The organism is Novosphingobium profundi (assembly GCF_020524485.1).
GTDB lineage: Bacteria > Pseudomonadota > Alphaproteobacteria > Sphingomonadales > Sphingomonadaceae > Novosphingobium > Novosphingobium profundi_A.
Genome location: NZ_JAIVLF010000007.1, coordinates 25,227 through 39,209, shown reverse-complemented (window position 1 = coordinate 39,209; position 13,983 = coordinate 25,227). Strand labels below are relative to the sequence as shown.

General features: G+C 67.6%; 8 protein-coding genes. 5 read left to right on the top strand and 3 right to left on the bottom strand.

The window, feature by feature from the left end:
• Positions 1–11 precede the first annotated feature (11 nt).
• Genes LC060_RS18995 through glgX form a run of 5 tightly spaced genes read left to right on the top strand, consistent with a single transcriptional unit; the run spans position 12 to position 9,163 of the window.
• Complete coding sequence (locus LC060_RS18995; protein ID WP_226638285.1) at positions 12–2,414, top strand: glycogen/starch/alpha-glucan phosphorylase; 2,403 nt, start codon at positions 12–14, stop codon at positions 2,412–2,414.
• Positions 2,411–4,585: a 1,4-alpha-glucan branching protein GlgB gene (gene glgB, locus LC060_RS18990; protein ID WP_226638284.1), complete on the top strand. Its 2,175-nt coding sequence runs from the start codon at positions 2,411–2,413 to the stop codon at positions 4,583–4,585. Before LC060_RS18995 ends, glgB begins: the two co-directional genes overlap by 4 nt.
• A gap of 35 nt (positions 4,586–4,620) precedes the next feature.
• A complete protein-coding gene (gene glgC / locus LC060_RS18985) occupies positions 4,621–5,883 on the top strand; it encodes a glucose-1-phosphate adenylyltransferase (RefSeq protein ID WP_226638283.1) in 1,263 nt (420 codons plus the stop codon).
• Between the two features lie 11 nt (positions 5,884–5,894).
• Positions 5,895–7,346 carry a glycogen synthase GlgA gene (gene glgA, locus LC060_RS18980; protein WP_413465139.1) on the top strand — a complete coding sequence of 484 codons (1,452 nt, stop codon included), beginning with the start codon at positions 5,895–5,897 and terminating at the stop codon, positions 7,344–7,346.
• A complete protein-coding gene (gene glgX, locus LC060_RS18975; RefSeq protein ID WP_226638281.1) occupies positions 7,343–9,163 on the top strand; it encodes a glycogen debranching protein GlgX in 1,821 nt (606 codons plus the stop codon). Before glgA ends, glgX begins: the two co-directional genes overlap by 4 nt.
• A 9-nt stretch (positions 9,164–9,172) precedes the next feature.
• On the opposite strand, the gene LC060_RS18970 is transcribed toward glgX, so the two are convergent.
• The 3 genes from LC060_RS18970 to LC060_RS18960 form a co-directional block, all read right to left on the bottom strand.
• Entirely contained in the window at positions 9,173–10,780 is a 1,608-nt protein-coding gene (locus LC060_RS18970) for a hypothetical protein (RefSeq protein WP_226638280.1), read from the bottom strand.
• A gap of 129 nt (positions 10,781–10,909) precedes the next feature.
• On the bottom strand, positions 10,910–12,190 hold the full coding sequence (locus LC060_RS18965) for a polysaccharide pyruvyl transferase family protein (RefSeq protein ID WP_226638279.1): 1,281 nt from the start codon (positions 12,188–12,190) through the stop codon (positions 10,910–10,912).
• A 75-nt stretch (positions 12,191–12,265) separates the two neighbouring features.
• Positions 12,266–13,702 (bottom strand): FAD-dependent oxidoreductase, encoded by a 1,437-nt coding sequence (locus LC060_RS18960; RefSeq protein WP_226638278.1) that lies wholly within the window; start codon positions 13,700–13,702, stop codon positions 12,266–12,268.
• Positions 13,703–13,983: the final 281 nt, after the last annotated feature.

The following is a 13,983-nucleotide window of genomic DNA, read 5'->3' as shown; positions in this document are numbered from 1 at the left end:
GGAGAATCTCCGTGGCAGGCAGTCCTTCCGAGTTCGACGATCACATCGTTCGCGTGTTGCGCCACCGCGTCGGCAAGGACGAACGCGCAGCCAAGCACCACGACTGGTACAACGCGGCGATCTACGCGCTGCGCGACCACATCATCGACGATTGGATCGATTCCACGCGCCGCACGTACGAGACCGGCGGCAAGCGGGTCTACTACCTCTCGATGGAGTTCCTGATCGGGCGACTCCTGCGCGACGCGCTCTCGAATATGGGCATGACCCGCGAGATGGAAAAGGCGCTCGCCGCGCACGGGCTCGACCTCGCCGAGATCGAGGAATTCGAACCTGACGCCGCGCTGGGCAACGGGGGGCTCGGGCGTCTCGCCGCCTGCTTCATGGAGAGCCTCGCCACTCTCGACATCCCGGCCTATGGCTATGGCATCCGCTACGTGAACGGCATGTTCCGCCAGCGCATCGACGATGGCTGGCAGGTGGAACTGCCCGAGACCTGGCTCGAACACGGCAACCCCTGGGAGTTCGAGCGGCTCGAGAGCAGCTACCGCATCGGCTTTGGCGGCGAGGTGACAGTGGACGGGGACATCGCCTCCTGGCACCCGGCCGAGCAGGTCGAGGCGACTGCGGTCGATACCCCCGTCGTGGGTTACAAGGCGAAACGGGTGAACACCTTGCGGCTGTGGAGCGCGACCGCGCTCGACCCGATCAAGCTCGACGCCTTCAACGCGGGCGACCACTTCGGCGCACTTTCGGAGCAGGTGCGCGCCGACAGCCTGGTGCGCGTGCTCTACCCGGCCGATTCCAGCCCGGCGGGCCAGGAACTGCGCCTGCGCCAGGAGTATTTCTTCACCGCCGCTTCGGTGCAGGACATCGTGCGCCGCCACATGCAGTACGAAGGCGATATCCGCACGCTGCCCGAGAAAGCCTCGATCCAGCTCAACGACACGCACCCGTCCGTCGCCGTGGCCGAGCTGATGCGGCTCATGGTCGATGTTCACCAGCTCGAATTCAACGAGGCCTGGGAGGTCTGCCGCAAGACTATCTCCTACACCAACCACACCCTCCTGCCCGAAGCGCTGGAGACCTGGCCGCTGCCGCTGTTCGAGCGGCTCTTGCCGCGCCACATGCAGATCATCTACGCGATCAACAGCCGCATCCTGCGCGAGGCGCGCAAGGCGGGCTGCGACGATGGACAGATCGCGGCGATCTCGCTCATCGACGAATCGGGGGAGCGGCGCGTGCGCATGGCGAACCTCGCCTTCGTCGGCGCGCATTCGGTGAACGGGGTCGCCGCGCTCCATACAGATTTGATGAAGGAGACGGTCTTTGCCGATCTCCACACGCTCTACCCCACGCGGATCAACAACAAGACCAACGGGGTCACCCCGCGCCGCTGGCTCCAGCAGTGCAACCCGGGCCTCACCAAGGTCATCCGCGAGGCGATTGGCGACGGCTTCATCCAGGACGCGGAGAAGCTCTCGGCGCTCAACGAACTGGCCACCGACACGCAGCTGGGCGAGCGCATTGCCGAGGTCAAGCGCGCCAACAAGGTCGCGCTGGCCGAGCATCTCAAGGCGACGATGGGCATTCGCCTCAATCCCGACGCGCTCTTCGATGTCCAGATCAAGCGCATCCACGAGTACAAGCGCCAGCTTCTCAACCTGATCGAGACGGTCGCGCTCTACGACCAGATCCGCAGCCATCCCGAGCGCGACTGGGTGCCGCGCGTCAAGATCTTCGGCGGCAAGGCCGCGTCGAGCTACCACAACGCCAAGCTCGTCATCAAACTGGCCAACGACATTGCCCGGCGCGTCAACTCCGACCCCTCGGTGGGCGGCCTGCTCAAGGTCGTCTTCGTGCCCAACTACAATGTCAGCCTCGCTGAGAAGATCATTCCCGCCGCCGACCTCTCCGAGCAGATCTCGACCGCCGGGATGGAGGCGTCGGGCACGGGCAACATGAAGTTTGCGCTGAACGGCGCGCTCACCATCGGCACGCTCGACGGCGCCAATGTCGAGATCAAGGACAAGGTCGGGGACGAGAACATCGTCATCTTCGGCCTGACGGCCGAGGATGTCGCCGAGCGGCGCGCCAACGGCTACGATCCGCGCGCGATCATCGAAGGCTCGCGCGAGCTGGGCCAGGCGCTCTCGATGATCGCCTCGGGGGTCTTCTCACCCGACGACCGTGACCGTTACGCCGGGCTGATCGGCGGCCTCTACGAGCACGACTGGTTCATGTGCGCGGCCGATTTCGAAAGCTACGCCGAAGCGCAGCGCGCGGTTGATGCGCGCTGGCGCGATCCCGCTGCGTGGCGCAGCTGCGCCATCCGCAATATCGCCAATGTCGGCTGGTTCTCCTCGGACCGCACGATTGGCGAATACGCCAAGGATATCTGGAACGTTACGTGAAGCCTCCTGAAAGTTCTCTCGATGCCCTGCTCGATGGCACGCATGGCGATCCCTTTTCGCTTCTGGGCGTCCACTCCGGCCCCGGAGGGACCTTCGCGCGCGCGATCCTGCCGGGGGCCGAGACCGCGGAGGCCTTCTCGATCGACGGGCAGTGCCTGGGCGAGGTCGCCCGGATCGATCCGCGCGGCATGTTCGAGGGCTATCTCCTGGGCACGCCGCAGCCCGTGCGCTACCGCTGCTCGACCGCGACGCGCGACTGGATCCAGACCGATGCCTATAGCTTCGCGCCGGTGCTTGGCCCCCTCGACGACCTCTTGATCGCGCAGGGCACCCATATGCGCCTGTTCGACAAGCTGGGCGCTCACCTCATCGAGCACCAGGGCGCCAAGGGCGTCCATTTTGCGGTCTGGGCCCCTAACGCGCAGCGTGTCAGCGTGGTGGGCGATTTCAACGACTGGGACGCAGGCCGTCACGTCATGCGCCACCGCCGCGACATCGGCGTGTGGGAAATCTTCATCCCCGACATCCGCGATTACCGCGCCTACAAGTTCCACGTCGTCGGACCCGATGGCATCGCCCGCCCGCTCAAGGCCGACCCTTTCGCCTTCATGACCGAGGTGCGCCCGCGCACGGCCTCGATCACCGCGCGCGTGGAAAAGCCCGACTGGAACGATGCGGCCCACCGCACCCACTGGGCCAGCGTCGATGCGCGCCGCGTGCCGGTCTCGATCTACGAGGTCCACGCCGGGTCCTGGCAGCGCGATCGCTGGAACTGGTTCCTCAACTGGGACGAGATGGCCGAGCAGCTCATCCCTTACGTGGTCGACATGGGCTTCACTCACATCGAGTTCCTGCCCATCGCCGAGCACCCTTACGATCCCTCCTGGGGCTATCAGACCACGGGGCTCTACGCGCCCTCTGCGCGCTTTGGCGAACCGGCCGGCTTCGCGCGCTTCGTGGAAGGGGCGCACAAGGCCGGGATCGGTGTGATCCTCGACTGGGTGCCCGCCCATTTCCCGACCGACGAACACGGCCTTGTCCGCTTCGATGGCACCGCGCTTTACGAGCACGAGGACTGGCGGCAGGGCTTCCACCCGGACTGGAACACCCTCATCTACAATTTCGGCCGCAAGGAAGTGGCGAGCTTCCTCGTCAACAACGCGCTGTTCTGGGCCGAGCGCTACCATGTCGATGGCCTGCGCGTGGATGCGGTCGCCTCGATGCTCTACCGCGACTACTCGCGCAAGGAGGGCGAGTGGACGCCCAACGAAGAGGGTGGCCGCGAGAACTGGGAAGCGGTGGAGTTCCTGCGCGCGGTCAACCGCACGCTCTACGCCGAGCATCCTGGCATCATGACCTTTGCCGAGGAATCGACCGCCTGGCCGGGCGTGAGCGCGCCTGCCGACGAGCCCGAGGACGGCACGCGCGGGACTGCGCTGGGCTTCGGGTTCAAGTGGAACATGGGCTTCATGCACGATACCCTGCGCTACATGGGCCGCGATCCGGTGCACCGCCAGTTCCACCACGAGGACATCACCTTTGGCCTGATGTACGCCTTCTCGGAGAACTTCGTGCTGCCCCTCAGCCACGACGAGGTCGTCCATGGCAAGGGCTCGCTGCTCTCCAAGATGAGCGGGGATGACTGGCAGCAGTTCGCGAACCTTCGCGCCTACTATGGCCTCATGTGGGGCTATCCCGGCAAGAAGCTGCTGTTCATGGGGCAGGAGTTCGCGCAGCGCAGCGAGTGGAGCGAGGAGAGGGCGCTCGACTGGCACTTGCGCGAGGCGCCCGCGCACGAGGGTGTGCGCAACCTGGTGCGCGACCTCAACCGCCTCTACCGCGACAAACCCGCGCTGCACGGGCGCGACTGCGAGGGGGAGGGGTTCGAGTGGCTGGTCGTCGACGATGCGACCAACTCGGTCTTCGCCTGGGTGCGCAAGGCGCCGGATGCCAGGCCCGTGGTGGTCATCAGCAACATGACGCCCAACCTTCTGAAGGACTATGCGCTTGCCCTGCCGGGCGAGGGCAACTGGCGTGAGATCCTGAACACGGACTCGGTCTATTACGGCGGGTCGGGCAAGGGCAACCTCGGGCAGATCAAGGCCGCAGGCGGGCTCGCGCATGTCACCTTGCCGCCACTTGCCACGATCATGCTGGAATACGCGGGATAGCACCAGGCCGTGGGCCATGAGAGGATAAAAGGACGATGAAGACCCCCAGTCCACAACCCCTTGCGCGCGATGCCATGGCCTACGTCCTGGCCGGTGGGCGCGGCAGCCGGCTCAAGGAGCTGACCGACAACCGGGCCAAGCCTGCGGTCTACTTCGGGGGCATGAGCCGGATCATCGACTTTGCGCTGTCCAACGCGATCAATTCGGGCATCCGGCGCATCGGCGTTGCCACCCAGTACAAGGCGCATAGCCTGATCCGGCACATGAACCGGGCCTGGAACTTCATGCGTCCTGAACGCAATGAGAGCTTCGACATCCTGCCCGCCTCCCAGCGCATCTCGGAGTACATGTGGTACGAGGGCACGGCCGATGCGGTGTTCCAGAACATCGACATCATCGCCGCCCATGCGCCGCGCTACATGGTGATCCTGGCGGGTGACCACATCTACAAGATGGACTACGAGGTCATGCTGCGCGAGCACGTGGAATCGGGCGCGGACGTGACCGTGGGCTGCCTCACCGTCCCGCGCGCCGATGCGACCGCGTTCGGTGTGATGCACGTCGATGAAAATGACTTCATCACCTCGTTCCTCGAAAAGCCCGAGGATCCGCCGGGCATCCCGGGCGATCCCGAGCACGCGCTTGCCTCCATGGGCATCTACGTGTTCGAGACCGAGTTCCTTTTCGAACAGCTGCGGCGCGACGCCGCCGATCCCGATTCTAGGCGCGATTTCGGCGGCGACATCATCCCCTACATCGTCCGGCACGGGAAGGCGAAGGCGCACCGCTTCACCGCCTCGTGCATCCGCGCGGCCGAAGAGATCGAGGAATACTGGCGCGATGTCGGCACCGTGGATGCCTACTTCGAGGCCAATCTCGACCTCACCGACACCGTCCCCAAGCTCGATATGTACGACCGCGACTGGCCCATCTGGACCGACACCGTGGTCGCTGCACCGGCCAAGTTCGTCCACGACCAGGACGGGCGGCGCGGGCAGGCGATCTCCTCGCTCATCAGCCAGGACTGCATCGTCTCGGGCTCGCTCGCGCGCCGCTCGCTGCTCTTTACGGGGGTGAAGATGGGCAGCTGGTCCGAGGTTAATGAGGCGGTGATCCTCCCCTACTGCAACATCGGACGTAACGCGCGCCTCAGCCGCGTGGTCATCGATTCGGGCGTGCGCATCCCCGAAGGTCTTGTCGTGGGCGAGGACCCCGAGCTTGACGCGGTGCGCTTTCGCCGTACCGAAAAGGGCGTATGCCTCATCACCAAGGCCATGATCGACCGGCTGGAGCTGTAACCTTGCCCGATATTCGTGTTCTCTCCGTCGCTTCGGAGGCGGTTCCGCTGGTCAAGACGGGCGGGCTCGCCGATGTCGTGGGGGCGCTTCCGGGCGCGCTGGCGGACGAGGGTGTGGCGGTCACCACGCTGCTTCCGGGCTACCCTTCGGTGCTCAAGGCGCTGGGCCGCGCGCGCGCGGTCCACACCTGGCCGGACCTGTTCGGCGGTCCGGCACGCCTGCTTACGGGCAAGCTGGGCGCGCATCCGCTCTATGTTCTCGACGCGCCCGACCTCTTCACGCGTGAGGGGCTTCCCTACGCCGACGCGGCGGGCAAGGACTGGCCCGACAACTGGCGCCGCTTCTGCGCGCTGGGGCGGGCCGCGGCCGATGTCGCGGGCGGGGCGGTCGTGCTGCGCGGCAAGGCGCAGCGCTTCGATCTGCTCCATGCGCACGACTGGCAGGGGGCCATGGCCGCAGCCTACACCCGCTATGCGCCCTTCGGCGGCGCGGCTGTGCCCAGCGTGGTCACGGTGCACAACATCGCCTTCCAGGGCCGCTTCGAGGCCGCGATCTTTGCCGAGACGGGCTTGCCGAGCCGGGCCTGGCACATGCAGGGTGTGGAATACTATGGCGGTTTCGGCATGCTCAAGGCGGGTCTTTTCTGCGCCGATGCGATCACCACCGTCAGCCCGACCTACGCGCGCGAGATCCGCAGTCCGCGCTTTGGCATGGGCCTCGAAGGCCTGATCGCCGAGCGCGGCAGCGCGGTCCACGGTATCCTCAATGGCATCGATGGGGAGCTGTGGAACCCGGCCCATGACGCCAGCCTTGCGGCCACCTACACCGCGCGCACGCTGGGCCGAAAGGCGCTCAACACGCGCGCGCTCGAGGCCGAGTTCGGCCTTGTCGAAGAGGAGAGCCCGCTCTTCGTCGCGATCACCCGGCTCACCTGGCAAAAGGGCATGGATCTCCTGCCCGAGATGGCCGACCACCTCGTGGCCCAGGGCGCGCGGCTGGCGGTGCTGGGATCGGGCGATGCCGACCTCGAAGCGCAGCTGCGCGCGGTGGCCGCGCGCCATCCGGGCCGCGTCGCGGTGCGCATCGGCTATGACGAGGCGCTGTCCCACCGCATGCAGGCGGGCGGCGACGCGATCCTCATTCCCTCGCGGTTTGAGCCTTGCGGCCTGACCCAGCTTTACGGCCTCGCCTATGGCTGTGTTCCCGTGGTCGCCCGCACCGGGGGGCTGGCCGACACCGTGATCGACGCCAATCCAGCGGCGCTGGCAGCCGGTGTGGCGACAGGCATCCAGTTCGACGGTGTGGACGCCCAGAACGTGGCCGCGGCCATCGAACGCACGGTCGCGCTCTACGGCCAGAAGGACGACTGGCAGCGCCTTCAGAAGAACGGGATGAAGGCCGATTTCTCGTGGGGAGCGAGCGGGCGGGCCTACGCGCGGCTCTACCGGGACCTGATCGGATGATCCGGCTGGGCGCGCAGGTGCAAGGCGGGGCCACCCGTTTTGCGGTGCGCGCGCCCCGGGCCGAACAGGTCTGGCTATGCCTGTTCGATGATACGGGCGGCGAAACGCGCCGTGAAATGCACCGCGAGGGTGAGGTCTGGACGCTGGAGTGTCCCGGCGACCTTTCCGGCGCGCTCTATGGCTACCGTGCGCAGGGAACGTGGGCGCCCGAGCACGGGCTCTGGTTCGATCCGGCCAAACTGCTGGTCGACCCCTATGCCCTAGAGCTGGATCGCCGCTTCGTGCAGGACCCGGCGCTTGCCCGCTTTGGCGAAGACACCGCCCACCTCGTACCGCGCGCGCGGGTCCCGGCACCGTACGAGCCCGTGGTGGTCGAGCCTGCGCTCCTGCGCCCCGGTGGGCTGGTCTACGAAATTAATGTGCGCGGGTTCACGATGTGCCATCCCGAGGTGCCCGAAGCGCTGCGCGGGACCGTGGCCGCGCTCGCGCATCCTTCCGTCCTCGCCCATTTGCGCAAGCTGGGTGTCGGAGCGGTCGAACTCATGCCCATCGTCGCCTGGATCGACGAGCGCCACCTGCCCCCGCTCGGGCTGGTCAACGCCTGGGGGTACAATCCGGTCGCGATGATGGCGCTTGACCCCGGCCTGTGCCCCGGCGGCGTGGCCGAGCTGCGCGCAACCGTTGCCACCTTGCGTGAACACGGCATCGGCGTGGTGCTCGACCTGGTCTTCAACCATTCGGGCGAAAGCGACCGTGAGGGCGGCGTGCTTTCGCTGCGCGGGCTCGACAACGCCGCCTATGCCCACGCGGGCGATGGTTCGCTCATCAACGATACGGGCTGTGGCAATACGCTCGACTTTGCGAACCCGGCCGTGCGCGCGCTGACCTGCGCGGCCTTGCACCACTTCGTCGAACATGCCGGTGTCGACGGCTTCCGCTTCGATCTCGCGCCCGTCCTCGCGCGGGGACCCGGCTTCGCGCCCGATGCCCCCATCTTCGCCGAGATCGCCGCCGACCCGGTCCTGGCGGACCGGATCCTCATCGCCGAGCCCTGGGACATCGGCCCCGGTGGCTACCAACTGGGCCGGTTCCCCGAAAACTGGCTGGAGTGGAACGACCGCTTTCGCGACGATGTGCGCCGCTTCTGGAAGAGCGAGGCGGGCGTGGGTGTGCTCGCGACGCGGCTGGCCGGATCGAGTGACGTGTTCGGGGAAAGTTCGCCGCAGCGCCCCTGCCGCTCGGTCAACTTCCTGGCCGCGCACGACGGCTTTACGCTGGCCGACACGGTGTCTTACGCCCAGCGCCACAACGCGGCGAACGGCGAGAACAACCGCGACGGCCACGGCGAGAACCACAGCTGGAACCACGGCGCCGAAGGGCCAAGCGCAGACCCTGCGATCCAGGCGGCGCGGCGGCGCGACCTGAAGGCCATGCTCGCCACGCTGTTCGCCTCGACCGGGACGATCATGCTGACCGCGGGAGACGAGTTCGGCCGCAGCCAGCAGGGCAACAACAACGCCTATTGCCAGGACAATCCGATCGGCTGGGTCGACTGGTCGACGCGCGATCGGGACCTGGAAGACCATGTCGCGCGCCTTTCCGCGCTGCGCCGCGAAGCGCGGGATCTTCTTGCCGCGCTCCCCCAGGAGACGCTCTGGCTCGCCGGACCTGATCAGCCCATGACGGTGGCCGATTGGGAGGACCCAGGCCGCGCCGCGCTGCACCTCGTGCGGGCGGCGGCGCCCGGCGGCAGGGCCTTGCACCTGACCCTCGATCGAGATGCCCGTGAGGTGTCCTTGGCGTGGAAGGATACCTGACAGGATATCTCAGGCCGGGCACCGTCCCGGCTGGGTCAGGCGAATGCGATAGTCGGCAGTGGCGGGTTTTGCGCCCGAAGCGCTGGCAACGATAATCTCGAGCCGGGCGCGTGTCTTACTGTGCAGGCGCCGCTTCAGATGAACGGGCGCGGTGACCGTGAAGGCCTCCAGCTCCTGCCCGCCCAGCCGTAGCTGCACATCAAGCGCGCCCGAGGTGGGGGTGAGTTCGAGGTCCAGTTCGACCTCGGTATGCGGGGCAATGGCGATGCTCTGGACAAGGGCGCCGTCCTTGCGCCCGAAGGCGGGGCGCAGGCTGGTCCCGTCGAGCCGCACCCCGCGATGGCCAGCGAGGCTGAGGTACGGGGTCCAGGGTACACCGCGCCGCTCTTGACCGGGCATGGCCGTGAGTGGTCTGTCGACGCCATCGATCCGGGCCAGCCGCTTAAACGGGTCCCCGGACGGCGCGTTGTCATGCCGGGACGGATAGGCAAACTGGAGGCGGCTGTCCGCAATCTGCGTCTGGCAGCCCAGCGCGAACGGTGGACGCGTCTGCGGCTGGTCGGCAAGCAGGATCAGGGCGCGGGTCTCCGCCAGGTTCAGCTCGTCGCCCCCAAGGGCGCGCCCTTGCGCGTCGAAGGCCCGAACTCCCGGTGCGGTGATGCGCAGTGTGCGCGGTGCGCCCCAGAGAACCCAGGCGCGCGACCCGAAGGCGGCGGCAAAGGTGAAGTCATCGACGCGGAGGCGGCGCACCGGTTGCCCGGCAAGATGCTCTCCCACGAAGCGGAAGGCCTCGCCGACAGGGGTGATCTGTCCCGCGTGATCGACAAGGGGCGCCTGCCGGTCGCCGCGCGGATTGAGCGGATACCAGTCGACCTCCGCCGTGCCGAGGCTGGCGAGAACCGCGAAGGTGCGCACCAGATCGTCCGGAGCTTGTCGGGGCCGGGCGCTGGAAAATTCCGTGACGGTGAGGCTGCGCGTCCCCACAGCCGGGCTCTGGCACAGCAGGGCAAACTGCGCGGGCAACTGGTCTATCGGAGTGGTGTAGGGATGAAGGGCCAGGCCCTCTATGGCGCCCGTCCTGTCCTTTTCGAGCAGGGGCCAGAGGAAGCCCGCCGGAAGCGAATGGGTGGCCCCGCCCAGCACCGTGATGTCGGGCCGCTCGGCCTTTACGGCCGCAGAGGCTGCGCGGACCATGGCCAGATGGTAGTCTGCGCGCCGGGGCAGGCCGTCCGCCTTGACCTTGCCCTTCACGAAGTTCGCGCCGTTGACCTCGTTGCCGATCTCGAGGGTGTCGATGGCCGGGAAGCGCCGAACCGCTGCGCGCGCGAAGCGGCCAAATGCGTCCAGAGCCTCGGCGCTATGGGGTGTTTCCCCGCCGTCGTAGAGCGGGTTGCCCCAATTGAGTGTGAGGGTCAGGTGCGCCCCCTGCCGGGCGAGTTCATCGGGATAGCGGTTCCGCGCACCCTCGAACCGGTAGCTGCCCTTGGTGCGCTCGATATCCTGCCAGCGCAGGCTGTCGCGAAACCGGGTGACGCCCAGCCGGGTGGCGGCCTTCAGGGTTACAGGGTTCCAGCCCTGGGCGAAATTGGACGCAGCGCCCAGCCGTGTGCCGGCCAAGTTCGGCGTTTGCGGCCTGCAAAATCCCGAGAGAGGCGCGGCAAAGGCATCCACGGGCAAGGCTGGCGCCAGGACGGCGGCGAGTGCCAGGGGCCAGCTCGGAAGGTGCCTGCGCAACATCGCGGAGCCTCAACGCGGCGAGGGGGGCAGGGCTTCCCGAATGGCGGCGGCAAGGGTTGCAATATCGGCCTCGGCCTCATCGAGCGTGGCTCGGCGGGCGGCAGGCGCGATCCCCTGTGTCAGGTGGTGCGCGACGCGCTCTGCGGCGGTGTCCGGAGAGATGCGGGTGATATCGGCGAGGTTGTTGCTGCACTCGACCGAGGCCAGGAACGCGTCGAGTTTCGCGTCCCAGGCAAGCGCCAGGAAGGGGACCGCGCAGGAATAGGCCGCGATGATCGCGTGCATGCGGAACGCGACCAGGCCATCAAGATCGGAGATGCAGGCGACCAGATCGCCTGGGGTCCGGATTTCGGGGAAGGCGACCCGCCGCGGGCCCTCGGCCAGTTCGAAGCGCAGGCGCAGGCGCTCGACGGCGGCGCGGTCTTCCGGGCTGCCATTGGAAAAGACGCTGAGATGATATCCGCGCGCCAGCAGATCATGCCCCAGCGCGAGGTACCAGGCGTCGAGCGCCTCTTCGGTGAGCGCCTGACCACCATGGTAGGCCACCGCGAGCGCGCTCATCACGTTGAGGCCGATCCGGGCCGGAGCCGAGGGGCGCATGTCACGCACAGCCCGTTCCGGCACGCCGTACTGGCGCGCGGCGAGCAGCCCCGGATCGCGCACCACGTCGGCATCGAGGCCGAAGGCATCGCCGGCAAGGTCCTGCCAGAGTTCGCGTGAGCGGGCATCGCGCACCCACACCCGGCGCACCTGCCCGCAGCGCAGGGCCCGGTGAAGCCGGGCCCGGCCTTCCTTGCTCCAACCGGGCGAGACACCCAGGCCGTAGAGGAAGATCGGCAGGTTGCGCCTGGCCGCGCTTTCGATGGCCAGCGCCAGCTTGGTGGGGAAGTTGAGGTCCATGTCGGCAAGGAGATTGCCGCCCCCGATCACCACCGCGTCGGCCTCTTCCAGTTCGGTGGCGTAGTGGGGGGCCCAGATCCGCCGGGAGGCGAGGGCCAGCGGCAGGCGTACCGCTTCGCGCCGCAGCGGGGAGGGCAGGGCGTGAAGAAGCTGCAAGGCATGCTTGCGCGCAGCGGTGCCCCTGGAATAGGCGGAGCGGCCCGCAAGGTCGATGGAGCGCGCCTGGGCAGCGCCGTGCCGGGCCAGGCCGCCCTCAAGGCACTCGCTGAGAAGTCCGTCGCCCAGGTTCGGGCTGTACTTCACGTTGAAGATGCGCACGTTCGGGCCGTCCTGAAGAGAGGAGACCGAAGGCGGCGCCACGTCCATCGCGCAGGTCTGTGCAGTGCTCATGCCCAAGGGGTGCGGGAAACAGCGCGGGGCCACCAGTAGAACTACCGCCCTTTTGGACCCAATTTCGTGGAGGGGTCAGGAGTGGCTTGGCATGGTGGGCAATCCGCCTGTGGGGGACCGGTCCGGTCCGGGAGGCGGAGATGTGACGGGGCAGAGGGCCTGCTCGTTCGTGGGCCCGGGATTGGCCGGAAGCGCCGCGCGGGCAAGTTCCTCGCCGACGCGGCGTATCACGCCCGACGAGGTGGGCAGGTATTCAAAGCGGCCCTGGCGCCCGGCAAGGACGATGCCCTGTCCCTCAATCCGGGCAAGCGTGTCGTGCAGGATGGCTTCGGTTCCCGGGCGATAGAGCGGGTAGCAATCCGGGACATGCTCGTGCCCTTCGAGGCGCAGGTCGCGGGCGAGGTCGACGGCGGACAGGTGGTCGCGAAAATCGGCGAAGACGTCCTTGGGCGCGTGTTCGCATCCCGGGGGAAGGGTGCATTCGACGGCGAAGAATTCGCGCGGCATTTGCGGTTCGGGGTAGATGCGCGAATAGATCGTCGCGCGTTTCCAGCGCCCGCGCGTATCGAAGTTGAACAGCACGTTGCCCGTGTCGGACGAGAGCTGGGCCGCCGAGACAAAGAGAGTGGTCATGCCGAGCGAGGTCAGACCGCTGGGCGCGCCGAACAGGGCGCGGTGCAGGGTGTCGAGCGGGAGCGCCGAGACGACGGCGGTGGCGTCGAGAGAGCCGTGATCGGTTTCGATCCGGTAGGTGCCGTTGGACGCGGAGATGGTGCGCAGCGCGGTTGCGGTCCGGATGTCCACGCCCCGTTCGGCGAGGCGGTCGGTGATGGCGGCGAAGAGCGGGGCGTATCCCTCGCGCGGGCGTACGTGGAGGGCGGGACGGGGGCGGCCGGCCACCGAGCCCCGGCTGAGCAGCGCGCGCAAGGCCAGACGCGCCATTTCCCGCGGGCGCGTGGCTTTCTCGATGAAGGCCATGCGGTGAAAGAAGAAGGATTCGCTCACTTCTTCGGGCGGGACATGGTGAAAGCGGGTGATGTAGCTGCGCAGGCCGGTCTGCGCGAAGAAGCGCTGTCCGAGGCGCTGGGTCGATATCGCGGCGAGGCTGCCATCGCGCCGCACCGCAAAGCGCGAGGCGGCCAGATCCATGAGGGCTGCGGCCAGTTCGCGTGGCGGGCGGCGCAGGAATTCACGCGGTTCGAGCGGGTAGTGCGCGAGCCCGCCGCCCGGCGCGATCCGGCGCTGGCGGCGGATGACCTGCGGGCACATCTCGCGAAGTCCGGGCGCCAGATTGAACAGGCGCGCGTTGCTCTCGTAGAAGATCGAGCCGACATCGAAGGTGTAGGGGCCGATGGAGCGGGAACGGTGGGTGCCGCCGCAGGCATCGCGCTCCTCGATCACGGTGACGCGCATGCCCGCTTTGCTGAGACTATCCGCTGCGCTCAGGCCTGCGATCCCGCCGCCCAGGACCACGACATGTTCCTGCAGGTGCGTCCTTCGGGCCTTATCCATCGCAGCGGCGGAAAAGGGCGCTCAGGCGAAGGGACGAGGCGGCACGCAGCGAAATCCAGATCTCAGGCACCAGCATCGCCCCTATTCTCCTGTTCGGGCCCGCAGGCGCCTCTCTCCGGCCGTGGCTGTGGTGTGCAGCGCGCGATCCGGCCGAAGGGTGGTTGCGGGGCCTCTCCATGATCGGTCGGGCGACGGCGATGCTCAAGCCGCGAATGCTCCATTCCCGAGGCATAGGGCCCATGGCTGCGCCGGTACCCTGCGCGCGACGGCACCTCCTTTTT

Coding starts and splice junctions, on each gene's coding strand:
- glgC (WP_226638283.1), top strand. CDS start 4,621: ATGAAGACCCCCAGTCCACAACCCCTTGCGCGCGATGCCATGGCCTAC.
- glgX (WP_226638281.1), top strand. CDS start 7,343: ATGATCCGGCTGGGCGCGCAGGTGCAAGGCGGGGCCACCCGTTTTGCG.
- LC060_RS18965 (WP_226638279.1), bottom strand. CDS start 12,190: ATGAGCACTGCACAGACCTGCGCGATGGACGTGGCGCCGCCTTCGGTC.
- LC060_RS18960 (WP_226638278.1), bottom strand. CDS start 13,702: ATGGATAAGGCCCGAAGGACGCACCTGCAGGAACATGTCGTGGTCCTG.